Raw genomic sequence first — 23075 nt, 5'->3', positions numbered from 1 at the left:
GGCCCGTCGGCGCCTTCATTCCAATGCTACCTCAGGCGCCCAGTGCCCCTGCGGAGTCCTGCTCCCCATGCACCGGCGCTCCGTTAGCGCAACCCAGATAGCTTTCCAAGCGGCCTATGGCGCCGCGCAGACGTGACGCCGCACGCGAGTCGGTCACCGCGATATGGACGACATTGTCCCGCCCCATTGCCATAGATAGGGCGTGTCGGTCCACAGGCAAGACGATGCCCGCCAAATCCGTGCCTTCGGCGTCCTGCCCGACGCGGAAGGCCTGGTCGAGCTTGCGGTTGCCGTCGGCCGCCGCGTCGGCGGCGTGGAGCAGCAGCTTCACCTGACCCTTGCGGCAGGCGACATCGATCTTTTCCGAGCCGGTGAGGACCATCGACGCCCTCGCCTCCAGCCCCAGACGGTCGAGCAGGGCCTTGCGCAAGCCCTCCTCGATCAGGGCGGGCAGCGCGTCGGGGATTTGCAGGTCGCCGATCTTGAAGGCGCGGGCAAGCGCGCCCTTGAGCTTGCCCTTTGCCAGCGCCTGTTCGAGTTCGGCGCGTGGCACACCGATCCACGCGCCCCGGCCGGGCGCCTTGGCGCGGATGTCGGGCAGGATTTCGCCATTCGGGCCGCAGGCGAGCCGGACCAGCATGTCCGGGTCGGCGCGGTCGCCCGACAATATGCATTTGCGTTCGGTCATGGGCGCGCCTCCCAATAATGGGCCGCATTCCTGCGCAGGCAGGAATCCAGTTCCACGCTGTCGGGAGCATGCCAGGGCAGAACTGGGCTCCTGCTTTCGCAGGAGCACATCCCTGACGCGGCGATGTTGGGACTCAGCCTCTCATTGGGAAGTGACCGCGGCATGGGCGTCCTCCCCTATGGGCTTGGGCGCGTCGCGGTCGGCGATGAGCTGCCCGCCTGCGCCGTAATTTTCCGTCGGGATTTCGGAAATCACCACCTGCACGGCAGCGGGCGACTTCCCCAGCCGCTCGACGAGCGACCGGGTGACGTCGGCGACGATGGCCGCCTTCTGCTCGCGGGTGGCGTTTCCGGCCAGACGGATGTCGACGAAGGGCATCTGTTCTTACGCTTCCTCGCCTTCGAACCAGTGGGCGCGGGCGGCCATGATGATCTCATTGCCCTGCTCTTCGCTGAGGCCGTATTCGGCGAGAATCCCGCCCTTGTCCTCTTCCTTGTTCTCGCGGCGGCGGCGCTGGTCGACGCGCTTCCGGGCGACCAGTTCGTCGGTGGCGAGGTCGGCCAGATCGTCGAGTGTCTTGATGCCCGCCTTGCCCAAAGTCACCAGCATGGCTTCGGTGAGGTGCGGCATATCGGCCAGCGCATCCTCGACGCCCAGCGCCTGGCGCTCTTCACGCGCGGCGGCTTCGCGGCGATCCAGCGCTTCCTGGGCGCGGCTTTGCAGTTCCTGCGCCAGTTCCTCGTCGAAGCCCTCGATCGCGGCCAGTTCGTCGATGCCGACATAGGCCACTTCCTCCAGTTCGCCGAAGCCTTCGGCCACCAGAAGCTGCGAGAGGGTTTCGTCCACGTCCAGTTCGTTCTGGAACATTTCGGAGCGGGCGACGAATTCCTTCTGGCGCTTCTCCGACGCGTCCGCTTCGGTCATGATGTCGATGGCCTTGCCGGTCAACTGGCTGGCGAGGCGGACATTCTGGCCGCGACGGCCGATGGCGAGCGAAAGCTGATCGTCGGGAACGACGACCTCGATGCGCTCTTCCTCCTCATCGATGACGACGCGGGCGACCTGCGCGGGCTGCAGCGCGTTGACGACGAAGGTCGCGGTATCTTCCGACCAGGGGATGATGTCGATCTTCTCGCCCTGCATTTCCTGCACGACGGCCTGCACGCGGCTGCCCTTCATGCCGACGCAGGCGCCGACCGGGTCGATGCTCGAATCGCGGCTGATGACGCCGATCTTGGCGCGGGAACCCGGATCGCGGGCGGCGGCCTTGATCTCGATCACGCCATCGTAGATTTCGGGCACTTCCTGCGCGAACAGCTTCTTCATGAATTCGGGGTGCGCGCGGCTGAGGAAAATCTGCGGCCCGCGATTTTCGCGGCGCACGTTCAGGATCACCGAGCGGATGCGGTCGCCGACGCGGACGACTTCGCGGGGAATCTGCTGGTCGCGGCGGATGACGCCCTCGGCGCGGCCCAGGTTCACCACGACATGGCCGAATTCGACCGACTTCACCACGCCGGTGATGATTTCGCCCACGCGGTCCTTGAATTCCTCATGCTGGCGCTCCCGCTCGGCATCGCGGACCTTCTGGAAGATCACCTGCTTGGCCGACTGGGCGTCGATGCGGCCGAGGTCGATGGGCGGCAGCGGATCGACGATGAAGTCGCCGATCACAGCGTCCTTCTTGAGCTTGGCCGCCTGCTTCAGGTCCACCTGTTTGAAATAGTCGTCGACCTGCTCGACCACCTCAACGACTCTCCAGAGGCGAAGGTCGCCGGTGTCCGGGTCCAGCTTGGCGCGGATGTCGTTTTCGGCGCCGTAGCGGGCGCGGGCGGCGCGCTGGATCGCGTCTTCCATCGCCTCGATGACGATCGCCTTGTCGATCATCTTTTCGCTGGCGACGCTGTTCGCGATGGCGAGCAGTTCGGCCTTGTTGGCGGAAATGGCGTTGGCCATGGACGTAAACCCTTATTCCTCGGTTTCGAACTCGTCCGCCCCATCGGAGGAGAGCGGCATACTAGCAGCAATCAGCGCGTCGGTCAGTATCAGCTTGGCATCCCCGACCAGCGCGAAAGGGATGACGACATCGCCGGCCTTGGCATCCTGGAACAGGATGTCGTCGTCCTCAATGCCCTTGAGCACGCCCCGGAAGCTCTTGCGCCCGGCCACGGCCTCCGTAGCCTGGATCTTCGCCTCATGCCCGGCCCATTCCAGGAAATCGGCGAGGCGGGTCAGCGGACGGTCGATGCCCGGAGAGCTGACCTCGAGGCGATAGGCCTCCTCTATCGGGTCAGCTTCATCCAGCACGTCCGAGAGGCGGCGCGAGATGGTGGCGCAATCCTCTATGACAAGCTGCTTCGTTTCAGGACGCTCGGCCATGATCTGAAGCGTATGCTCGTCACCCGAGCCGAACAGCCTGATGCGCACGAGGTCGAAGCCCAGGGCCTTCACCTCCGGTTCGATCAGGGCCGTCAGTTCGGCGATGTCCGCCATGGGATCTCCCAAAAAAACAAAATTGCGGCTTCCCGTCGCCGCAGGCGATCCGCCCGCGACCCCGACATGTTTGACGATGTAAGGAAGCAGGGGCGATATAGGCGGGATGCCGCAAAGCTGCAACTCATTTGTCGCGAGGCATTTGATGCGCATTCTGGTAGCGTCATCAATTCCCCGATTCAGCCGAGAGGAGACGATATGCGCCATCTTGCCCTCACCGCCCTGCCGCTGGCCCTGATCGCCTGTTCGGCGGACGATGCCGTGGGGCAGAACAGCGCCGCGTCGGCGGCGAAACCGTTCAGGACTTCCGTGATCGCTGATTTCGATGCGCCCTGGGCCATGACCTTCCTGCCCGATGGCCGGATGCTGGTGACGGAGAAGGCGGGCGAGATGATCCTGTTCGATCCGAAGAACGGGACGAAAATCCCGGTCGCGGGCATTCCGCCGGTCGACAGCGCGGGTCAGGGCGCGCTGATGGACGTGGTGCCGGCACCGGACTTTGCACGGAGCGGGACGGTCTATTTCAGTTTCTCAGAGGCGGGTCAGGGCGGCAAGGGCGTGGCGCTGGCCACGGGGGTTTTCAACCAGGCGAGCGACGGGACGACGAAGCTGGACGGCGTGAAGGTGATCTTCCGCCCCAGCCAATATGTGGATGGCAATGGCCATTATTCGGGACGAATCGCCTTCTCGCCGGACGGGAAATATCTGTTCTTCACCAATGGCGAGCGGCAGAAATTCGATCCGGCGCAGGACCCGAAGTCGACTTTGGGGAAAGTGTTGCGGCTTAATCTGGACGGCACGCCGGCCGCGGGCAATCCGCTGGCGGCGAAGGGGTTCCATCCGGCAGTCTGGTCCTATGGGCATCGCAATCTGCTGGGGATCGCCTTCGACAAGGACGGGCGGCTGTGGGAGCAGGAAATGGGGCCGAAGGGCGGGGACGAGGTGAACCTGATCAAGCCGGGATTGAATTATGGCTATCCCCTCGCCTCCAACGGCAGCCATTATGACGGGCGGGACATTCCCGATCACAGGGCGGGCGACGGGTTTGAGGCGCCTAAAGTCTGGTGGAATCCGGTGATCTCCCCGGCCGGGCTTGTCTATTATTCGGGCGACCTGTTTCCGCAATGGAAGGATTCGCTGTTCATCGGCGGGCTGTCGAGCGAGGCGCTGGTGCGGGTGAAGCTGGAGGGGGAGAAAGCCTCCAAGGCCGACCAGTGGGACATGGGCGCGCGAATCCGGGAGGTGGAGCAAGGGCCGGACGGGGCGCTCTGGCTGCTGGAGGACGGCAAGGACGGGTCGCAGGGGCGGTTGCTGAAGCTGACGCCTGCCGCCTGAACGAAAAACGGGGCCTTTGCGGCCCCGTTCCTCTTACACCAGCCGGCTCTGCTTCACCGCCGCTTCGATGAAGCTGGCGAAGAGCGGGTGCGGGTCGAAGGGTTTGGACTTGAGTTCCGGATGGAACTGCACGCCGACGAACCAGGGGTGGTCGGGACGTTCGACGATTTCCGGCAGCGTGCCGTCCGGCGACATGCCCGAGAAGATCAGGCCGCCCTTTTCCAGCGGCTCGCGATAGCCGGCATTGACCTCATAGCGGTGGCGGTGGCGTTCGCTGATGTCGGTGGCGTTGTAGATGCCCGCGACAACGCTGTTGCCGGTGAGCTTCGCCGGATAGGCGCCCAGCCGCATAGTGCCGCCAAGGTCGGTTTCGGCGGTGCGCTTCTGCAGGCCTTCCTTGCTCATCCATTCGGTTATGAGGCCGACCACCGGCTCGCTGGTTTCGCCGAATTCGGTGGTGGAGGCGTTGGCGATGCCCGCCGTGTTCCGCGCGCCCTCTATGCAGGCCATCTGCATGCCGAGGCAGATGCCGAAAAAGGGCACATTGCGTTCGCGGGCGAATTTGACCGAGGCGATCTTGCCTTCCGACCCGCGCACGCCGAAGCCGCCCGGAACGAGGATGCCGTGCATCGGTTCAAGGCGGGCGGCGATGTCCGCGCCCTCTTCCTCGAACATTTCCGCGTCCAGCCATTTGATGTTGACCTTCACCCGGTTGGCGAAGCCGCCATGGGTCAGCGCTTCATAGAGCGACTTATAGGCATCGGGCAGGCCGACATATTTGCCGACCACGCCGATGGTGACTTCGCCTTCCGGATTCTGCTGCCGGTCCATGATGTCGTGCCAGCGGTCTAGCGTGGGCGCGGGCGCGTTTTCGATGCCGAAGGCGCGCAGCACTTCGTCGTCCAGCCCCTCCGCATGATATTGGGTCGGGACGGCATAGATGCTGCTGGCGTCGAGGGCCGGGATGACCGCTTCGGGGCGGACGTTGCAGAACAGGGCGATCTTGCGCCGCTCGCTTTCCGGCAGCGGATGTTCGCAGCGGCAGAGCAATATGTCGGGCTGGATGCCCAGCGACGTCAGTTCGCGCACGCTGTGCTGGGTCGGCTTGGTCTTCAGCTCGCCCGCCGCCGCGATATAGGGGACCAGCGTCACATGGACGAAGATGGAGCGGTTGCGCCCCAGATCGTTATGGAGCTGGCGGATCGCCTCCATGAAGGGGAGCGATTCGATGTCGCCCACCGTGCCGCCGATCTCGCACAGCACGAAATCGAGGTCGTCGGATTCGGCGAGGGCGAAGGCCTTGATCTCGTCGGTGACGTGCGGGATCACCTGCACCGTCGCGCCCAGATAGTCGCCGCGCCGTTCCCGCTGGATGATGGTCTGATAGACCCGGCCCTGCGTCACATTATCCGACTGCCGCGCCGAAACGCCGGTGAAGCGCTCATAATGACCGAGGTCGAGGTCGGTTTCCGCCCCGTCGTCGGTCACATAGACCTCGCCATGCTGATACGGGCTCATCGTGCCCGGATCGACGTTGAGATAGGGATCGAATTTCCGGATACGCACACGGAAACCTCGCGCCTGCAGCAGTGCTGCGAGCGAAGCGGCCATCAGGCCCTTGCCAAGCGAGGAGACCACGCCGCCGGTGATGAAAATATACCGCGCCATGGGAGGAGAGGCTTAGCCTTTTACAAACGAGTTGGGCAAGCGCGCGAATCATCGCGCGTGCGAAAAAAGCGAAATGGGGAGGTCAGGCCGCCTAGTTGGCGAGCGGGACCGCGCCGTTGGCGGCGTTGCCGCCCGCCGCGCCCGCAGCGCCGGCCAGCGGATCGTTGCCGGTCGCCGGGGCCGGAGCGGATGGGGGAGCCTGGGGGGGCGCCTGCTTCACCAGCGAGGTGTCGATGTCGCTCGGCCGGTGCTGGACCGAGGCGATCACCGCAAGCACGACCGACAGCGTCACGAAGATGCCGGCGAGGACCGTGGTCGACCGGGTCAGGAAATCCGCCGCGCCGCGCGCCGACATGAACCCCGCCGGGCTGCCGCCGACGCCCAGGCCGCCGCCTTCCGACTTCTGCATCAGGATGACGGTGACCAGCAGGGCAGCGACGATGGCCTGCACGACGAGGATGAAGGTGAACATGAGACGAATATCTGTCCGGTAAAGGGTGGGTTGCCGCGCACATAGCGATGATGGGGCGCGGGGGCAACCGCCCCTGTCCTCTCTCCCCCTCCCGCAAGCGGGAGGGGCTTGTTTATTGGCGATCAGGCCGCTGCCGCGATCACCGGGGCGAATTTCGCCGCCGCGAGGCTCGCGCCGCCGATCAGGCCGCCGTCGACATCGGCCAGCGCCAGTAGCTCCGCCGCATTGTCGCCGTTCATCGATCCGCCGTAGAGGATTCGCATCCCCTCCGCCTCGACCCCGATCCGGCTCGCCAGCGCGGCGCGCAGGGCGGCGTGCATCGCGGCGACCGCTTCCATGGTGGGGATCCGGCCCGTGCCGATGGCCCAGATCGGTTCATAGGCGATGGCCAGCCAGTCCGCCGCCGCCCCGTCCGGCAGGGACGCCAGCAACTGGGCCGCCACCACCGCTTCCGCATTGCCGGCATCGCGCACGTCGAGGCTTTCGCCCACGCAGAGGATGACCTTCAGCCCCGCCGCCCGCGCCGCCAGCGCCTTCGCCGCGATGTCCGCGTCGGTTTCGCCCTGGTCCTGCCGCCGCTCGCTATGGCCGACGATGGTCCAGCTCGCCCCGGCTTCCGCCAGCATGGCCGCGGACAGACAGCCGGTATGCGCGCCGCTTTCCTTCATATGGCAGTCCTGCGCGCCGATGAAGGCCGCACCCTTCACGCCGTCCGCCGGCGAAATCAGCGTCGCGGGCAGGCACAGCCCGACTTCCACCGCCGGATAGTCGCGCGCGAGGCCGCCGATCGCCTCCACCTCGCCCAGCTGGGCGCGCAGGCCGTTCATCTTCCAGTTGCCGACAACCAGCTTTCGCCTGCTCATCGATCTTTCCCCTTATGGTTATTGCTGCACGGTCCCCTGCGGCACGGCTCTCCAATCCGCGCCGCCGGGTTGGCCGAGCCGATGAACGGCGTGCGGCCATTTGTCCAGCCTTGGCACCCCAGCGCCCCTTGCCCGCGCGACGATCCGCCCTTAAAGCGGGCCGCCATCAAAGCCGCTTTTACGGACTTTCCTCCATGCTTTCAGTCTTTCGCCGTTTCATCCGCTCCAAATTCGGCGCCTTTGCGGCCCTGATCTTCCTGGGGATCATCGCGGCCGCCTTCATCATGGGGGACATTACGAGCGGCAAGTTCGGATCGTCCCTTGGCGGCGGCGAGACCGCCGCCAAGGCGGGCGGATCGCGCCTCACCATGACCGAATTGCAGGACCGGGTGCAGCGCGTGTTCGAAAATGCGCGCAGGTCCAATCCGGGATTGCAGATCGGCGACTTCCTGGCGCAGGGCGGCGCGGCGCAGGTCTATGACCAGCTTGTCGCGTCGATGACGCTGAAGGAATATGCGAGCGACCAGAAGGTCCACATCTCCAAGCGGCTGGTCGATGCCCAGATCGCGCAGATCCCCGCCTTCCAGGATGCGGCCGGCAATTTCAGCCAGGAGAATTTCCGGCAGTTGCTGCTGCGCGAGCGGATCACCGAACAGGCGCTGCGCGACGACATCAGCCGCGAGATACTGGAGCGGCAGATGCTGGCCCCGCTGGGGCTGGGCGTGAAGCTGACCGACTCCATGGTGCTGCCCTATGCCTCGCTGCTGCTGGAGGCGCGCCAGGGCACCATCGCCCTCGTTCCCGCGACCGCGTTCAAGGACATTGCCGACCCGACCGACGCGCAACTCGGCGATTTCTACAGGAAGAATGCCGCGCGCTATACGATTCCGGAACAGCGCCGCATCCGCTACGCCGTGATCGACGCTGAACGCTTCGCGCAGGCCGCGCAGCCCACCGATGCGGAGATCGCCGGCTATTATAACCAGAACAAGGCCGCCTACGCCGCGAAGGAGAGCCGCAGCTTCGAGCAATTGATCCTGCCGACCGAGGCGGGCGCCAAGGCGATCGCGGATCAGGTGAAGGGCGGCAAGTCGCTCGCCGGCGCAGCGCAATCGGCCGGCCTCTCCGTCTCCGAACTGAAGGACCAGAGCCGGGAGGCGCTGGCCTCCGCCGCGTCCGCCGCCGTCGCCAATGCCGGTTTTGCCGCGAAACAGGGCGAGCTGGTGGGGCCGCTGCGTGGATCGCTGGGCTGGGTGCTGCTGCGGGTCACGGCGGTCAGCACGACCCCGGCCCGCGCGCTGGCGGCGGTGCGGGACGAGATCGTCACCACGCTGCGCGCGCAGAAGGAGAAGCGGCTGCTCAATGACTTCACCGGCAAGATCGAGGATCAGATCGCCAATGGCGGCAGCTTCGAGGAAGTGGTGAAGGACAATGGCCTGAAGCTGGAAACGACGCCGTTCCTCGTCTCCTCCGGCAAGCAGGTGGAGGATGTGGCCTATCAGGTGCCGGCGGATGTGAAGCCGCTGCTCGCCCCTGTCTTCGGCATGAGCCAGGACGACGATGCGCAACTGGTCCCGATCGTTGCCGACAAGCGCTACGCCCTGACCGCGCCCGGCGACATACAGGCCGCCGCGCCGCCGCCGCTCGCCAAGGTGAAGGCGCTGGTCGCGATGCAGTACAAGCTGGCCCAGGGCAATGAGAAGGCCAAGGCATTGGCCGAGCAGATCCGCGCCAAGGTCGCCAAGGGCATGAAGCTGGACGAGGCGGTCGCCGCCGCCGGCGTCGCCCTGCCCAAGCCGCAGGTGGTGGGCGGCCGCCGCGCCGACATCATGCGCGACGGCCAGCGTCCGCCCGCCGAGGTGGCGATGCTGTTCACCATGGCGACCAACAGCGTGAAGACGCTGCCCGCCGGGCAGGATCGCGGCTATTTCGTGGTGCAGTTGAACGGCATCAAGCGCGGCGATGCAGGCAGCGACAAGGCGCTGGTGAATCAGGTCCGCGACCAGCTCAGCGAAGTCGTCGGCCAGGAATATGGCCAGCAGTTCGAGCGCGCCGTCGAGAAGGAGCTGGGCGTCAGGCGGAACGCCAATGCGGTGGCCGGCGTGCAGCGCGCGCTCGCCAACGCCAATAGTGGCGGTCAGTAAGGTGGTTGCGGGGAGACCGGCGGGGATGGACGGCATCGAGAGCGCGCGCAAGGCATTGGCGGCGGGGCAATCCGCGCTGGTGTGGCGGCGCCAGATCGCCGACACGGACACGCCGATTTCCGCCGCGCTGAAATTGTTCGAGCCCGATCGCGGCGATTTCCTGCTGGAATCGGTCGAGGGCGGCGCGGTGCGAGGCCGCCACAGCCTGATCGGGCTCGCCCCCGACCTCGTCTTCCGGGCGCAGGGCCATGCGGCGGAGATCAACCGGCAATGGGCGACCGACCGGGAGGCCTTCGTGCCGGAAGGCGCCGACGCGCTGGACGCGTTGCGGGCGCTGGTGGCGGAGTGCCGGGCTGAGCTCGATCCGGCGCTGCCCGCTGCGCTGGCCTGCCTGGTCGGCTATTTCGGTTATGAGACGGTCGGGCTGGTCGAGAAGCTGCCGCGTCCGCCTGAAAATGCGATTGCGCTGCCCGACATGCTGTTCGTGCGGCCGACGGTGATATTGGTGTTCGACCGGCTGGCCGATGCACTGTTCCTGGTCGCGCCGGTGTGGAAGGGAAGCTTTGCCGATGCCGACCGCGCCGTCGAGCAGGCGCTGGAACGGATCGACGCCGTTGCCGCCCGGCTGGCGGCTCCCCTCCCCGCGCAGGCCGCTCCCGCCGGGATTGCCGAAGTCGCCGTGACGCCGGTGCTGGAGCCGGGCCGCTATGCCGCGATGGTCGAAAAGGCGAAGGACTATATCGTTGCGGGCGACATTTTTCAGGTGGTGCTGGCGCAGCGCTTCACCAGCCCGTTCACGCTGCCGCCGATTGCGCTTTACCGGGCATTGCGGCGGATCAACCCTTCGCCCTTCCTTTATTATCTCGACCTGCCCGGCTTTGCGCTGATCGGGTCGAGTCCGGAAATCCTGGTCCGGGCGCGGGACGGCGAGGTCACGATCAGGCCCATCGCCGGCACCCGGCCGCGCGGCAGGAATGCCGTCGAGGACGCCGCCAACCGCGAAAGCCTGCTGGCCGACCCCAAGGAGCGGGCGGAGCATCTGATGCTTCTGGACCTGGGGCGCAACGATGTGGGGCGGGTCGCGGCGGCCGGCACCGTCACCGTGACGGACAGCTACAGCGTCGAATTCTACAGCCATGTGATGCATATCGTGTCGAACGTGGTGGGACGGCTGGCGCCGGACCGGGACGCGCTGGACGCCTTGTTCGCGGGCTTTCCCGCGGGGACCGTGTCGGGAGCGCCCAAGGTGCGCGCCTGCGAGATCATCGCGGAACTGGAGCCGGAAACGCGCGGGGCCTATGCCGGGGGCGTCGGCTATTTCGGGCCGGACGGCAATATGGATAGCTGCATCGTGCTACGCACCGCCGTGCTCAAGGACGGCGTGATGCATGTGCAGGCGGGCGCGGGCATCGTCGCGGATTCGACGGCGGAATATGAGCAGCGGGAGTGCGAGGCGAAGAGCGGCGCGTTGCTCGCCGCTGCGCGGGAAGCGGTGGCGCTGGCGCGCGAGTCGGGATTTGGGCAGTAGGGTTGTTGCGGTGAGTGGCGGCGGGCTATGGCCATCCCAGGACATTCCCCTCTCGTAAACGGGAGGGGTTAGGGGTGGGCGCGAGCGGAGCGAGCTTCTGACTTGGCCGTTGCAAAACAACGCGGATGTTGCGCCAGCCCACCCCCTAACCCCCTCCGGCTTGCGGGAGGGGGAACATCCGCTCCCCACCCAAGCGCGCCATCGGTCAGCTCACTTCAAAGCTCCCCCCTGGCGCGCCGGATTTCGAACCATTTGCGCACATTGTCATTATGCTCTTGCAGCGTGTCCGCGAAGATATGGCCGCCCTTCCCGTCCGCGACGAAGTAGAGCGCCTTCGTCTCCGCCGGGTGCAGCACCGCGAGGATCGACAGGCGTCCCGGATTGGCGATCGGCCCCTTGGGCAGACCGGTCATCGCATAGGTGTTATAGTCGTTGACCGCGGCGATTTCGGACTTCCTGATCCGCCGGCCCAAGGGCTTGCCCCGGGTGATCGGATAGATGATCGTCGGATCGGCCTGGAGCATCATGCGCGCCTTCAGGCGATTGCCGTAAACCCCGGCGACGGTCGGCCGCTCGGCAGGCACGGCCGTTTCCTTTTCGACGATGCTGGCGAGGATGACGGCTTCCCCGGGCGTTTTTGCGACTGTGTTGGGCGCCCGTTCCGCCCACATCTTCGCCAGCGCCTTGCTCATCGCACCCTGCATGCGCTTCAGCACCGCCGCCCGGCTCTCGCCCTTGTCGAAGGCATAGCTGTCGGGCAGAACGCTGCCTTCCTCCGGCACCGGAATCTCGCCCGTCAGTTCCTCATTCGCCATCAGCCGTTCATGGACCAGGATGGAGGGCATGCCCTCCGGTATGGTGATCAGCCGGGTCAGCGTCCTGCCGCCCTGGAGGATACGGAAAATATCGGAATTGCTGGCGCCCTTGGGAATCAGGAATTCGCCCGCCTTGATCGACTTGCCGCGGCCGAAGACCTTGGCCCGCGTCAGGAAGGCATCGGCGGAGCGCACCGCCCCCTTCTGCTTCAGGAGAATGGCGGTGTCCGCGATGGTCGAGCCTTCGGGCACGACGATGGCGATGTCCTTCGTCGCCGGGCCTGCCTCGGTCCAGCCATAGACGAAGCGGAAAGCGACGAACGCCGCGACGGCCAGGCCGATCAGCACTATGCCCAAGCCAAGCCGTCGCATCGCCGATGTCTCAGACCGCCTTCATGATGAGCGAGGCGTTGGTGCCGCCGAAGCCGAACGAATTGTTCAGCACCGCGCGCACCTTGCGTTCTTTGGCGACATGCGGGACGAGGTCGACGCCCTTGCAGCTTTCGCTCGGCTCGTCGAGGTTCAGCGTCGGCGGCACGATCTGGTCGCGCAGCGCCAGGATGCAGAAGATGCTCTCCACCGCGCCCGCGCCGCCCAGCAGATGGCCGATGGCCGACTTGGTCGAGCTCATCGACATGGTGCCCAGATGTTCCCCGAACAGCCGCTTCACCGCGCCCAGTTCCAGCTCGTCGCCCAAAGGCGTCGAGGTGCCGTGCGCGTTCACATAGTCGATGTCGCCAAGGCCGAGGCCGGATTTCCTGAGCGCCATTTCCATGGAACGATAGGCGCCATTGCCCTCCGGATGGGGGGCGGTGACGTGATAGGCGTCGCCCGACAGGCCATAGCCGACGACTTCGGCGTAGATTTTCGCGCCGCGCGCCTTGGCCCGCTCATATTCCTCCAGCACGACCACGCCCGCGCCTTCGCCCATGACGAAGCCGTCGCGGTTGACGTCATAGGGCCGCGAAGCCTTTTCCGGCGTGTCGTTGAAGGCGGTGGAAAGCGCGCGGGCCTGGGCGAAGCCGGCGATGCCGATCGGGCAGATCGCGCTTTCCGCGCCGCCCGCAAGCATCACGTCGGCATCGTCCAGCGCGATCATGCGGGCAGCGTCGCCGATCGAATGCGCACCGGTCGAGCAGGCTGTCACGACGGCGTGATTGGGGCCCATGAGACCGTATTTGATCGACACCTGGCCGGAGATCAGGTTGATGAGGCGGCCATGGACGAAGTGCGGGCTGACCCGGCCCGGCCCCCGGTTCGCCAGCACCAGCGATTCGCTTTCGATGCCCGGCAGGCCGCCGATGCCCGAACCGATCGAGCAGCCGGCGCGCAGACGATCCTCCTCGCTCATATTGTCGAGACCGGCGTCGCGCAGCGCCTGGCTGGCGGCGGAAATGCCATAGACGATGAACGGGTCGACCTGCCGCTGGATCTTGTGATCCACGTCCAGCCCGGCATCATAGCCATATTCATGATCCGCCGGCTTCACTTCGCAGGCGATGCGGCACTTATATTCGCTGGCGTCGAAGCGCGTGATCGTCGCCGCGCCGGACTTCGACGCGATGATGTTCTTCCAGGTCGTTTCCACATCCCCGCCAAGCGGGCTGACCATGCCAAGGCCGGTGACGACAACACGACGCATATGCTTGCTCCGAAAAATAGTCTTTGGCTCAACGCCGCCCATCTAGCCATTGGAAAGGCGATTGTGAACGGGACCAGATACGAAAAGGCTCCCCAAGACCCGGTTTTGCCGGACAGGAGGAGCCATTCCCTTTTGTAAACGCAGCGGCCACCCGATGCCGGGCAGGCCGCCGAACGCTCTTACTGCTTGCTGTCGATATAATCGATGGCATCCTTGACGGTGGCGATCTTCTCGGCCGCATCGTCGGGGATTTCGACGCCGAATTCTTCCTCGAACGCCATCACCAACTCAACGATGTCCAGGCTGTCAGCGCCCAGATCGTCGATGAAGCTCGCATCCTCGGTCACCTTTTCGGCTTCGACGCCCAGATGCTCGACGACGATTTTCTTTACGCGATCCGCGGTCTCACTCATGAGTGGTCCTTCTTACTGGGTATCGTTGATGGTTCTGAATATTTGTTAAGGCATGCCCTAGAGGCAAGCCCAACGAGAGGCAAGAGGCAAGAAACAATCGGATGGCATCGCCCCACCTGCATTCGACTCCTCAGCCCCGATGGCACAAGGTTGCCCTTTTGCAAATGCCCAAAATTTTCGGCCGCGATGGAATAAAGCCGCAGCGTGGGACTTTGGGACCGACCGATCCTTCCCCCTCAGATCATCGCCATGCCGCCATTGACGTGCAGCGTCTGGCCGGTGACGTAACCCGCTTCCTTGCTGGCGAGATAGACCACGGCCGCGCCGATGTCCTCCCCCGCGCCCAGATCGCCCGCCGGAATCCTGGCGAGGATCGCGCCTTTCTGCGCATCGTTCAGCGCGTCGGTCATGGCGGAGCGGATGAAGCCGGGCGCGACGCAGTTCACGGTGATGCCCCGGCTCGCCAGTTCCTGTCCCAGCGACTTGGACATGCCGATGATGCCGGCCTTGGACGCGGCATAATTGGCCTGTCCCGGATTGCCGGTGACGCCCACGACCGAGGTGATGGACACGATGCGGCCGAAACGCGCCTTCATCATCGGCTTGGCGGCGGCGCGGGCCAGGCGGAAGGCGGCCTCCAGATTGACGGCGATCACGTCCGACCATTCCTCGTCCTTCATGCGCAGGATCAGGTTGTCGCGGGTGATGCCGGCATTGTTGACGAGGATGTCGAGCTTGCCGCCCAGCGCTTCCACCGCTTGGCCCACCAGCGCGTCGACCGCCGCCGGGTCGCCGAGGTTGCAGACGAGCGTCTTGTGATCACCGCCCAGTTCCGCGGCGAAGGCCTTCAGCTTCTCCTCATTGCTGCCCGAAAGGGCGAGCGTGGCGCCCTGCGCGGCGAGGGCCTTCGCAATGGCCGAGCCGATGCCCCCCGAAGCGCCCGTCACCAGCGCGGTCATGCCTGTCAGATCGAACATTCTAATCTCCCTTGAAGTTCGGCGTCCGGCGCTCGAAAAAGGCGTCGATCGCCTCATCATGATCCGCCGTCGCATGGGCCAGCGCCTGCATCGCGCCCGCCATTTCCATGATCTGGTTCAATTCCGCCGTCTGCGCCGCGCGCAGCAGCCGCTTGGTCATCCGCGTGGCATGGGGCGGATTGGCGGCGATCCTGTCGGCCACCCTGCGCGCCGCCGCCAGCAGGTCGGCGTCCGGCACCACCTCGCTCACCAGCCCGATCCGCAGCGCCTCTTCCGCGTCGATGGTCTCACCGGTCAGCGCCAGTTCGGTCGCCTTGGAGAAGCCGACGATGCGCGGCAGCAGCCACGCGCCGCCATCGCCGGAAACGATGCCCAGCTTGACGAAGGATTCCGCGAATTTTGCCGATTGCGCCGCGATCCTGACATCGCACATCAGCGTCAGGTCGCAGCCCGCGCCGATGGCCGGGCCGTTGACTGCCGCGATCACCGGCAGTTCGAGCGCCTGGAACAGCAGCGGCAGCCGCTGGATTCCCGCCCGGTAGTTGCGCCGCGTCTGCGCCGGCAGTCCCGCGCGCAGGCCGCCCGCATCAGGGCGCATCGCATTGAGGTCGCCCCCCGATGAAAAGGCGCTGCCCGCCCCGGTCAGGATCGCCACCCGCACCGACAGGTCGCGATCCGCCTGCTCGAACACCGCGCACAGGGCGTCGACCATCGCCGGATCGGAGATCGGGTTGCGCCGGTCCGGCATGTCGAGCGTGACCGTCAGGACGGCTCCGTCACGGCTGGTCAGGACGGGAGCGCTGCTCATGCCGCCGCTCACAGCGCGCCCAGCGCGGCCTCGATATCGTCCATCGTCACGACGCTGCGCACGGTGGCGTCGGGAGCGATGCGCTTCACCATCGGACCCAGCACCTTGCCGCCCAGTTCGACGAATTCGGTGACGCCCGCGTCCCACATGGCGGCGACGGATTCGCGCCAGCGCACGCGGCCCGTCACCTGCTCGACCAGCCGCAGCCTGATCTCGTCCGGATCGGCGATCGCGCTTGCCAGCACATTGGCATAGACCGGCAGCAGCGGCGTGTTGATCGCCGCCTTGCCCAGGGCATCCTCCATCGCCTCCGCCGCGGGCTGCATCAGCGGGCAGTGGAAGGGCGCGGAAACCGGCAGCAGGACGCCGCGCTTGATGCCATGGTCCTTCACCAGCGCGACGGCGCGCTCGATCGCGCCGCGATGGCCGGAAATCACCACCTGCGTCGGATCATTGTCATTGGCGACGGTGCAGACCTCACCCTCGGCAGCCGCCTCCGCCAATGCCTGCGCCTTTTCGATGTCGGCCCCGAGCAGGGCAGCCATCGCGCCCTCGCCCACCGGCACCGCCGCCTGCATCGCCTGGCCGCGCAGCTTCAGCAGCTTCGCCGTCGTGCCGATGTCGAATGCCTCCGCCGCGCACAGCGCGCTATATTCGCCCAGCGAGTGACCGGCGACATAATCGCCCTTCTCCGCCAGCGAAAAGCCGCCTTCCTTCTGCATCACGCGCAGGGTCGCCAGCGCATTGGCCATGATCGCGGGCTGGGCGTTTTCCGTCAGCGTCAGGTCGCTTTCCGGCCCCTCCACCATGATGCGGAACAAATGCTGCGACAGGGCGTCATCGACCTCCTGAAACAGTTCCCTCGCGGCCGGGCTCGCATCGGCCAGCGCCTTGCCCATGCCGACCGACTGGCTGCCCTGCCCTGGAAAAAGAAATGCCCTCATCATCCACCTTCTGACATGCGCGCCCCTGCAAAAGCGCAATTTTTCAAAGTCGTTACACTTTGAGACACAAATGCCGTTGAGGCGCCCGGCCCATTTCGGCAGTTCTCGTTGGAGGACCGCCTTTAACGATGACGGAGTATAAGGAAAAGGTGCGATATCGCTTTGGATGGATCACGGGAACCGCGCTGGTCCTGTCGGGCTGCGCAGCCGGTCCCGATTATCGCGCCCCTGCCCCCGCAGCGCTCGGCGTGCCGGCGGCCTATAGCCAGGGCGGCGGCGCTCCGCTCGACGAAGCGGAGCTTGGCACCTGGTGGACGCGGCTCGACGATCCGGCGCTGAGCGGCCTGATCGACCGGGCGATCGCCAATAATCTGGACATTGTTCAGGCGCAGGCGCGTCTGCGCCAGGCGCGGGAGTCGCTGCGGCAGGCAAGGGCCGCCTTCCTGCCGCAGGTGAACGGATCGGCCAGCGGCGGGCGCAACTACAGCAGCCGGGATGCGGGCGGCCGGCTGGACCCCAGCGGCAATCCGATCGGCGGCGGCGGCTCCAAGTGGTCGAGCAGCTATTCCGTCGGCGCCAATGCAAGCTGGCAGGTCGACCTGTTCGGTGAACTGTCCCGTTCGGCGGAGGCCGCGCGGGCCGATCTTGCCGCATCCGGCTATGACCTGGCCAATGTGCGGGCGACGATCGTCTCCGAACTCGTCACCAACTATGTGCAGGCGCGTCTGGCGCAGGAGCAGTTGCGCGTCGCGCGGGAGACGCAGGCGATCCAGCAGGACAATTACAACATCGCCAACTGGCGGCTTCAGGCGGGCCTCGTCTCCTCGATCGACGCGGAGCAGGCGCGGGCGCAACTGGCGCAGACCAACGCCACCGTCCCGCAGCTTGAGGCGAGCCTTCGGGGCAGCCTCAACCGTATCGCCGTGCTGACGGGGCAGGCGCCCGGCGAAGCGACCCGGAGCCTTGAAACGCCGGCGCCGATTCCCGCCGCGCCCGCGCAGATCGCCACCGGCATTCCCGCCGACACGCTGCGCCAGCGGCCGGACGTGCGCTCGGCCGAACGGGCGCTGGCCGCCGCGACGGCGCGCATCGGCGTGGCGCAGGCGCAGCTTTATCCTTCCCTTGGCATCAGCGGCAATATCGGCACCACGTCCAACAGTTTCAAAGACCTGTTCAGCCTGGTCACCGGCGGCGTATTCGCCAATGTGGCGCAGGTCATCTTCGACGGCGGACGCCTCGCCTCGCAGGTCCGTTCGCAACGGGCGGCCACCGACGCCGCCTTCGCCGCCTACAAGCAGGCGGTGCTGTCCGCGCTGGAGGATGTGGAGAATGCCATGGCGTCGCTGTCGAGCGCCCGCGCCCGCAAGGCGGAGTTCGCGACCGCCTATGAAGCGTCGAACAATGCCGCGATACTGGCGCGCAGCCAGTACCAGGCGGGCCTGATCGATTTCCAGACGCTTTCCCAGAGCGAGAATTCGCTTTTGAACGCGCGCAACAGCCTTGCCGGCGCGCAATCCGACGAGGTCCTTGGCCTGGCCCAGCTTTACAATGCGCTGGGCGGCGGCTGGCAGAATATGGAAGGCCGTCCCCCCTCATGAGCAAAAAGACGAGCAATGATGTGACCAGCGATCAGGACATCAACGACTTTCTTGGCGCGCGGCCGGAAAAACCGTGGCGCAAATGGGTGGTCCGTGGCGCGGTGGGCGTCGCCCTGCTGATCCTCATCCTGCTGCTTGCGCGCTGCTTTTCGGGCGACGACAAGCCCAATTATGCGACGCGGGAAGTGCGCAAGGGCGACCTTACCGTCTCCGTATCGGCCACCGGCAATCTGAAGCCCATCAATCAGGTCGATGTCGGTTCCGAACAGTCGGGCAAGATCACGGCGGTCTATGTCGATGTGAACGACCGCGTGACCAGGGGGCAGAAGCTGGCCGAACTCGACACCCGGCGGCTGGTGGATACGATCAACCAGAACCGCGCGCAGCTTTCCTCCTCGCAGGCCAGCGTGGCGCAGGCGGAAGCGCAGGCGGCGCTGGCCAGGGCGACGCTCGACCGCCAGCTCAACGTGTTCAAGCTTTCCGGCGGGCGCGTTCCCGCCAGGACGGAACTGGACGCCGCCCGGGCCGACTATAGTTCCGCCCTCGCCAACCTCCGCTCCGCACAGGCGCAGGTTCGCGTTTCCCAGGCGCAGCTTTCCACGGCGCAGACCAATCTTTCCATCGCCCAGATCGTCTCGCCCGTGACCGGCGTCGTCCTGTCCCGCGACATAGAGCCGGGCCAGACCGTCGCCGCCTCGCTCAACGCGCCGGTGCTCTTCACCATTGCGGAAGACCTGACCCAGATGGAGGTGGAGGTTTCCGTCGACGAGGCGGATGTGGGACAGGTGAAGGAGGGCCAGAGCGCCAATTTCTCCGTCGACGCCTTCCCCGGCCGCACCTTTCCGGCGCGGGTGACGCGGGTCAATGTGGGCTCCAACAGCGCCAGCAGCAGCAGCTCCTCCTCCTCGTCGGGCGGCAGCGCGGCCAGCAGCACGACGGGCACCGTCGTCGCCTATACGGCGGTGCTGTCGGTGGACAACAAGGACGAGATATTGCGCCCCGGCATGACCGCGACCGCCGACATCGTGACGCAGGAACTGCATGACGTGCTGCTGGTCCCCAACAGCGCGCTTCGCTTCAAGCCCAGCGCGGGCAACCAGGGCGGCGGCATCACCAGCCAGATCGTCCCCGGCCCCCGCAGGTTCCGGCGCGGCGGCGCGAGCCGGCAGGTCAGTTTCGGCATCGGCAGCAGCCAGACCGTCTATGTCGTGGGCGAGGACGGCAATCCCAAGGCCGTGCAGGTGACCGTCGGCGCCAGCGACGGCGCGCGCACGGTCATCACGGGCGGCGACCTGAAACCGGGCATGCGCGTCATCACCGGGCAGCTTGCGGCCGGCCAGCAGGCGCCGGCGGAGGATCAGGCCGATGGCGGTTCGCAGGGCGGCGGGCCGCGCGACCGCAACCGCCGGACGGAAGGCGGCCGGTCCACCGACGGCAGCCCGGCCACTGTCGGGAAGCTCGGCAATTCGGGCGACGGGAAGGCCGAAACCGCGCCGGTCGCGCCATCGGCGCCGAAGGGCCAGGGCGGCGAGCCGCGCGGCACCGGCCGGCAGAGCGGAACCTGACGCGCATGGCCGCCGATCCGATCATCTCCCTTCGCGGCGTCACCAAGGTCTATGGCTCCGGCCCGACCGCCTTTCAGGCGCTGAAGGGCATCGACCTCGACATTGCGCAAGGCGATTTCGTGGCGGTCATGGGGCCTTCGGGCTCCGGCAAGTCGACGACGATGAACATATTGGGCTGCCTCGACGTGCCCTCCGGCGGGGAGTTCCTGTTCAAGGGCCGTCATGTCGAAACGCTCGACCGCGACCAGCGCGCCCTGCTGCGCCGCCGCTATCTGGGCTTCGTGTTCCAGGGGTTCAACCTGCTGTCCCGCACCACGGCGCTGGAAAATGTCGAACTGCCCCTGCTCTATCGCGGCGAGGACAAGAAGACCCGATATGAGGCGGGCATGGCGGCGCTCGACAAGGTGGGCCTGAAGGACTGGTGGGACCATACGCCCGCCGAACTGTCCGGCGGGCAGCAGCAGCGCGTCGCCATCGCCCGCGCCATCGTGACCCAGCCCGACGTGCTGCTGGCGGACGAGCCGACCGGCAACCTCGATTCCGAAAGATCGGTGGAGATCATGGAACTGCTGACCGACCTCAACCGCAATGGCGGCATCACCGTGCTGATGGTGACGCATGAGCCGGACATGGCGGCCTTCGCGCGGACCATCGTGCATTTCAAGGATGGGTTGGTGGAGCGGGTCGAACAGGGAGTGACGGCGTGATGGCGATATTTTCCCCCGTCATTCCCTCCTTCGCGGGGATGACGGAAATGAACGAAGGCGCGCGCTGAAGATGCTGGGCACCACCGTCATCCTCGCCTTTCGCGCGATCAACCGGCACAAGCTGCGCAGCTTCCTCACCACGCTGGGCATCATCATCGGCGTGGCGGCGGTCGTCACCATGGTCACGCTGGGCAATGGCGCGACCGCCGCCGTGCGCGAACAGATCAGCTCGCTTGGCGCCAATGTGCTGCAACTTCGTCCCGGCCAGGGGTTCGGCCGGGGCGGCGGCGGACCGCGCCCGCCCGACTTCAAGCCCGCCGACCTGACCGCCATCGAGAACCAGCTTACCGGCGTCCGCGCGGTCGCACCGATGGTGCAGTCGAGCGGAACGGCCATCTATGAAGGCAGCAACTGGTCCACCACCGTCTATGGCACCACCGCCGCCTATTTCGAGGTGCAAAGCTGGAAGGCCGACACCGGCCGCCTTTTCATGCCGGAGGAGGAGGAAGCGGGAAAACCCGTCTGCATCATCGGCAATACGGTGCGCACCAACCTGTTCCAGAGCAATGACCCCATCGGCAAGCGCATACGCATCAAGGGCGTATCCTGCCAGGTGATCGGCGCGCTCGCGACACGGGGCCAGGGCGGCTTCGGGGATCAGGACGATGTGGTGGTCATGCCGATCAAGTTCGTCCAGCGCCGCTTCACCGGCGACCGCGACATCAGCCAGATCATGGTCGCGGTGGACGACGCCTATGACACCAGCACGGTCCAGACCAGCCTGGAGGAGCTGATGCGCGAACGCCGCAAGGTGAAGCCGGGCGCGGAAGATAATTTCAACGTCTTCGACACCAAGCAGATCAGCGACACGCTGACCGGCACCACCACTATATTGACGCAGATCGTGGCGGCGGTGGCGGCGATTTCCCTGCTGGTGGGGGGCATCGGCATCATGAACATCATGCTGGTGTCGGTGACGGAGCGCACCCGCGAGATCGGCATCCGCCTCGCCATCGGCGCGGTCGCTCGCGAAGTGCTGATGCAGTTTCTGGTCGAGGCCATCGTGCTGTCCTGCCTGGGCGGGCTGATCGGCCTGTTCCTGGCGCTGATCGCCTCGGTCGCGATCGCTCCGCTGATGCAGGTGCCCTTCATCTTCGATGTGAAGGTGAATCTGATCGCCTTCCTCTTCTCGGCCGCGATCGGTGTCGTCTTCGGCTATTTTCCGGCCCGCCGCGCCGCCGCGCTCAACCCGATAGACGCCCTGCGCCACGAATAGGCGATGGCTTGTTCATGGCGCAGGCAGGGCGCCGGTTCCGGGTCTGGGACCGGGCTCCCGCCTTCGCGGGAAACATTCAATTCCCCCTGCCCGTTACATTTTCTCACAATTTTTTTGGCTGCCGGCACAGTCCTGCGACAAGCGCCGCCTATCGCTCCCCCATGACGCCCGCAGGGCATTGCGAAAGGGAGATCATGATCAAGACCGCCATTCTGGGCCTGTCGGCCTGCGCCCTGCTGTTCGGCCTGGGCGTCGGCCCCTGGGGCGGCGTCCCCGGTCCCCGGCCCGCACCCGTGCTGGAGGGCAAGGACCGTCCGATCCTGCTCCAGCGCATGGTCGTGACGGCAACGCCGCTTTCCGACTGACCTCATCCGCGCCTTCTACCCACCATCGTGCGCCAAAGGGGGCGCCGGCTGGCGATAAAGCAGAGGTGGCGACAGAAACCTGAAGCGTCCGGCCTGCGTCCGATCCACCTGACGCAGCGCGCTCCGGAACGAAGCCCTGAAGCCTTCCATGCCATGGCTCAGGCGGAAAATGGAAATACGCCTTCTTCGAAAAGCTGAACGGACATTCATGCAAATCACTGGAAAAACAGGAATTATGAACCGATATTCAGACTAATTCCGCATCTGTTACAATTTCCGACATTCTTTGCTGACCGATGGCACAAGCCTGCGACAAATGCGTCCTATTTCTGCTTCAACGCCGGACAGCCGGCGGCAAGATCGAAGAAGAAGGAGCAAGTCCATGTTCAGGAAGTTTCTCGCGGCGCTGACCGCCACCACCATGATCGCAAGCCCCATGGTCGTCAGCCAGGCCCAGGCCGCGCCGCAGCGGGAAGTGCATCAGGTGGTGAAGCATGGTCCCCATGGCCGCACCGTCACCAAGACCACGGTGATCCGCAAGGACAATCATCGCCGCTGGGCCAAGGGCCAGCGTTTCGACCGCCGCCATGCGAGCAACTATCGCGTGATCGACAATTATCGCGGCTATCGCCTGCGCACCCCGCCGCGCGGCTATCATTGGGTTCGTTCGGGCAATGACGCGCTGTTGGTCGCCATCGCCAGCGGCATCATCGCATCGGTCGTCACCGGCGCGATCCGTTAAGGCCGAGACGCCCCGGAGCCGCGCTCCGGGGC

Annotated in this window: 22 protein-coding genes; 9 read left to right on the top strand and 13 right to left on the bottom strand. The window is 65.9% G+C overall.

Going from position 1 to position 23075, the window contains the following annotated elements:
* Positions 1-31: 31 nt before the first annotated feature.
* From H5V43_RS03080 to rimP, 4 genes are all read right to left on the bottom strand, one after another.
* Positions 32-688 carry a DUF448 domain-containing protein gene (locus tag H5V43_RS03080; RefSeq protein ID WP_025550397.1) on the bottom strand — a complete coding sequence of 219 codons (657 nt, stop codon included), beginning with the start codon at positions 686-688 and terminating at the stop codon, positions 32-34.
* A 141-nt stretch (positions 689-829) separates the two neighbouring features.
* Positions 830-1066 (bottom strand): tautomerase family protein, encoded by a 237-nt coding sequence (locus tag H5V43_RS03075; RefSeq protein ID WP_025550395.1) that lies wholly within the window; start codon positions 1064-1066, stop codon positions 830-832.
* A gap of 6 nt (positions 1067-1072) precedes the next feature.
* Positions 1073-2644 carry a transcription termination factor NusA gene (gene nusA / locus H5V43_RS03070; protein ID WP_025550393.1) on the bottom strand — a complete coding sequence of 524 codons (1572 nt, stop codon included), beginning with the start codon at positions 2642-2644 and terminating at the stop codon, positions 1073-1075.
* A gap of 12 nt (positions 2645-2656) precedes the next feature.
* Complete coding sequence (gene rimP / locus H5V43_RS03065) at positions 2657-3181, bottom strand: ribosome maturation protein RimP (protein ID WP_025550391.1); 525 nt, start codon at positions 3179-3181, stop codon at positions 2657-2659.
* A gap of 198 nt (positions 3182-3379) precedes the next feature.
* Between rimP and H5V43_RS03060 the strand changes: the two genes are divergently transcribed.
* On the top strand, positions 3380-4516 hold the full coding sequence (locus H5V43_RS03060; RefSeq protein WP_025550389.1) for a PQQ-dependent sugar dehydrogenase: 1137 nt from the start codon (positions 3380-3382) through the stop codon (positions 4514-4516).
* A 33-nt stretch (positions 4517-4549) separates the two neighbouring features.
* On the opposite strand, the gene H5V43_RS03055 is transcribed toward H5V43_RS03060, so the two are convergent.
* From H5V43_RS03055 to tpiA, 3 genes are all read right to left on the bottom strand, one after another.
* Positions 4550-6184 (bottom strand): CTP synthase, encoded by a 1635-nt coding sequence (locus H5V43_RS03055; protein WP_025550387.1) that lies wholly within the window; start codon positions 6182-6184, stop codon positions 4550-4552.
* A gap of 91 nt (positions 6185-6275) precedes the next feature.
* Positions 6276-6656, bottom strand: coding sequence for a preprotein translocase subunit SecG (gene secG, locus H5V43_RS03050; protein WP_025550385.1), 381 nt, complete (start codon positions 6654-6656; stop codon positions 6276-6278).
* Between the two features lie 122 nt (positions 6657-6778).
* A complete protein-coding gene (gene tpiA, locus H5V43_RS03045; protein WP_193666758.1) occupies positions 6779-7519 on the bottom strand; it encodes a triose-phosphate isomerase in 741 nt (246 codons plus the stop codon).
* 194 nt (positions 7520-7713) lie between these two features.
* Between tpiA and H5V43_RS03040 the strand changes: the two genes are divergently transcribed.
* Together H5V43_RS03040 and trpE are read left to right on the top strand one after the other, a co-directional pair.
* Positions 7714-9663 (top strand): peptidylprolyl isomerase, encoded by a 1950-nt coding sequence (locus H5V43_RS03040; RefSeq protein WP_193666757.1) that lies wholly within the window; start codon positions 7714-7716, stop codon positions 9661-9663.
* Positions 9664-9688: 25 nt separating this feature from the next.
* On the top strand, positions 9689-11191 hold the full coding sequence (gene trpE, locus H5V43_RS03035) for an anthranilate synthase component I (protein WP_025550383.1): 1503 nt from the start codon (positions 9689-9691) through the stop codon (positions 11189-11191).
* A gap of 215 nt (positions 11192-11406) precedes the next feature.
* Here the strand turns inward: trpE and mltG are convergent, their stop codons facing one another.
* The 6 genes from mltG to fabD all read right to left on the bottom strand — a co-directional run bounded on the left by mltG (position 11407) and on the right by fabD (position 16790).
* Entirely contained in the window at positions 11407-12378 is a 972-nt protein-coding gene (gene mltG, locus H5V43_RS03030) for an endolytic transglycosylase MltG (RefSeq protein ID WP_025549368.1), read from the bottom strand.
* Between the two features lie 10 nt (positions 12379-12388).
* Positions 12389-13648, bottom strand: a complete 1260-nt coding sequence (gene fabF / locus H5V43_RS03025; RefSeq protein WP_025549369.1) for a beta-ketoacyl-ACP synthase II — start codon at positions 13646-13648, stop codon at positions 12389-12391.
* 179 nt (positions 13649-13827) lie between these two features.
* Entirely contained in the window at positions 13828-14061 is a 234-nt protein-coding gene (locus tag H5V43_RS03020; RefSeq protein WP_007689016.1) for an acyl carrier protein, read from the bottom strand.
* 236 nt (positions 14062-14297) lie between these two features.
* Entirely contained in the window at positions 14298-15038 is a 741-nt protein-coding gene (gene fabG, locus H5V43_RS03015; protein WP_025549370.1) for a 3-oxoacyl-[acyl-carrier-protein] reductase, read from the bottom strand.
* Position 15039: 1 nt separating this feature from the next.
* Positions 15040-15846 carry a crotonase/enoyl-CoA hydratase family protein gene (locus tag H5V43_RS03010; RefSeq protein ID WP_037482652.1) on the bottom strand — a complete coding sequence of 269 codons (807 nt, stop codon included), beginning with the start codon at positions 15844-15846 and terminating at the stop codon, positions 15040-15042.
* Positions 15847-15854: 8 nt separating this feature from the next.
* A complete protein-coding gene (gene fabD / locus H5V43_RS03005) occupies positions 15855-16790 on the bottom strand; it encodes an ACP S-malonyltransferase (protein ID WP_025549372.1) in 936 nt (311 codons plus the stop codon).
* A gap of 128 nt (positions 16791-16918) precedes the next feature.
* Here fabD and H5V43_RS03000 point away from each other — a divergent pair, with 128 nt between their 5' ends.
* The 6 genes from H5V43_RS03000 to H5V43_RS02975 all read left to right on the top strand — a co-directional run bounded on the left by H5V43_RS03000 (position 16919) and on the right by H5V43_RS02975 (position 23043).
* Positions 16919-18388, top strand: a complete 1470-nt coding sequence (locus tag H5V43_RS03000; RefSeq protein ID WP_052816701.1) for an efflux transporter outer membrane subunit — start codon at positions 16919-16921, stop codon at positions 18386-18388.
* Positions 18385-19953 carry an efflux RND transporter periplasmic adaptor subunit gene (locus H5V43_RS02995; protein WP_025549374.1) on the top strand — a complete coding sequence of 523 codons (1569 nt, stop codon included), beginning with the start codon at positions 18385-18387 and terminating at the stop codon, positions 19951-19953. The genes H5V43_RS03000 and H5V43_RS02995 overlap by 4 nt, the downstream gene beginning before the upstream one ends.
* A 5-nt stretch (positions 19954-19958) precedes the next feature.
* Entirely contained in the window at positions 19959-20660 is a 702-nt protein-coding gene (locus H5V43_RS02990; RefSeq protein WP_025549375.1) for an ABC transporter ATP-binding protein, read from the top strand.
* Between the two features lie 70 nt (positions 20661-20730).
* On the top strand, positions 20731-21936 hold the full coding sequence (locus tag H5V43_RS02985; RefSeq protein ID WP_025549376.1) for an ABC transporter permease: 1206 nt from the start codon (positions 20731-20733) through the stop codon (positions 21934-21936).
* 194 nt (positions 21937-22130) lie between these two features.
* Positions 22131-22301, top strand: a complete 171-nt coding sequence (locus tag H5V43_RS02980) for a hypothetical protein (protein ID WP_193666756.1) — start codon at positions 22131-22133, stop codon at positions 22299-22301.
* 382 nt (positions 22302-22683) lie between these two features.
* Positions 22684-23043, top strand: a complete 360-nt coding sequence (locus tag H5V43_RS02975; RefSeq protein ID WP_025549377.1) for an RcnB family protein — start codon at positions 22684-22686, stop codon at positions 23041-23043.
* Positions 23044-23075: the final 32 nt, after the last annotated feature.

The sequence above is a fragment of the Sphingobium fuliginis genome, assembly GCF_015074805.1.
Taxonomy (GTDB): Bacteria; Pseudomonadota; Alphaproteobacteria; order Sphingomonadales; family Sphingomonadaceae; genus Sphingobium; species Sphingobium fuliginis.
The sequence above is the reverse complement of the archived record's forward strand: the minus strand, read 5'-3'. Positions and strand labels throughout refer to the sequence as shown.

Coding starts and splice junctions, on each gene's coding strand:
- H5V43_RS03080 (WP_025550397.1), bottom strand. CDS start 688: ATGACCGAACGCAAATGCATATTGTCGGGCGACCGCGCCGACCCGGAC.
- H5V43_RS03075 (WP_025550395.1), bottom strand. CDS start 1,066: ATGCCCTTCGTCGACATCCGTCTGGCCGGAAACGCCACCCGCGAGCAG.
- nusA (WP_025550393.1), bottom strand. CDS start 2,644: ATGGCCAACGCCATTTCCGCCAACAAGGCCGAACTGCTCGCCATCGCG.
- rimP (WP_025550391.1), bottom strand. CDS start 3,181: ATGGCGGACATCGCCGAACTGACGGCCCTGATCGAACCGGAGGTGAAG.
- H5V43_RS03060 (WP_025550389.1), top strand. CDS start 3,380: ATGCGCCATCTTGCCCTCACCGCCCTGCCGCTGGCCCTGATCGCCTGT.
- H5V43_RS03055 (WP_025550387.1), bottom strand. CDS start 6,184: ATGGCGCGGTATATTTTCATCACCGGCGGCGTGGTCTCCTCGCTTGGC.
- secG (WP_025550385.1), bottom strand. CDS start 6,656: ATGTTCACCTTCATCCTCGTCGTGCAGGCCATCGTCGCTGCCCTGCTG.
- tpiA (WP_193666758.1), bottom strand. CDS start 7,519: ATGAGCAGGCGAAAGCTGGTTGTCGGCAACTGGAAGATGAACGGCCTG.
- H5V43_RS03040 (WP_193666757.1), top strand. CDS start 7,714: ATGCTTTCAGTCTTTCGCCGTTTCATCCGCTCCAAATTCGGCGCCTTT.
- trpE (WP_025550383.1), top strand. CDS start 9,689: ATGGACGGCATCGAGAGCGCGCGCAAGGCATTGGCGGCGGGGCAATCC.
- mltG (WP_025549368.1), bottom strand. CDS start 12,378: ATGCGACGGCTTGGCTTGGGCATAGTGCTGATCGGCCTGGCCGTCGCG.
- fabF (WP_025549369.1), bottom strand. CDS start 13,648: ATGCGTCGTGTTGTCGTCACCGGCCTTGGCATGGTCAGCCCGCTTGGC.
- H5V43_RS03020 (WP_007689016.1), bottom strand. CDS start 14,061: ATGAGTGAGACCGCGGATCGCGTAAAGAAAATCGTCGTCGAGCATCTG.
- fabG (WP_025549370.1), bottom strand. CDS start 15,038: ATGTTCGATCTGACAGGCATGACCGCGCTGGTGACGGGCGCTTCGGGG.
- H5V43_RS03010 (WP_037482652.1), bottom strand. CDS start 15,846: ATGAGCAGCGCTCCCGTCCTGACCAGCCGTGACGGAGCCGTCCTGACG.
- fabD (WP_025549372.1), bottom strand. CDS start 16,790: ATGAGGGCATTTCTTTTTCCAGGGCAGGGCAGCCAGTCGGTCGGCATG.
- H5V43_RS03000 (WP_052816701.1), top strand. CDS start 16,919: ATGACGGAGTATAAGGAAAAGGTGCGATATCGCTTTGGATGGATCACG.
- H5V43_RS02995 (WP_025549374.1), top strand. CDS start 18,385: ATGAGCAAAAAGACGAGCAATGATGTGACCAGCGATCAGGACATCAAC.
- H5V43_RS02990 (WP_025549375.1), top strand. CDS start 19,959: ATGGCCGCCGATCCGATCATCTCCCTTCGCGGCGTCACCAAGGTCTAT.
- H5V43_RS02985 (WP_025549376.1), top strand. CDS start 20,731: ATGCTGGGCACCACCGTCATCCTCGCCTTTCGCGCGATCAACCGGCAC.
- H5V43_RS02980 (WP_193666756.1), top strand. CDS start 22,131: ATGATCAAGACCGCCATTCTGGGCCTGTCGGCCTGCGCCCTGCTGTTC.
- H5V43_RS02975 (WP_025549377.1), top strand. CDS start 22,684: ATGTTCAGGAAGTTTCTCGCGGCGCTGACCGCCACCACCATGATCGCA.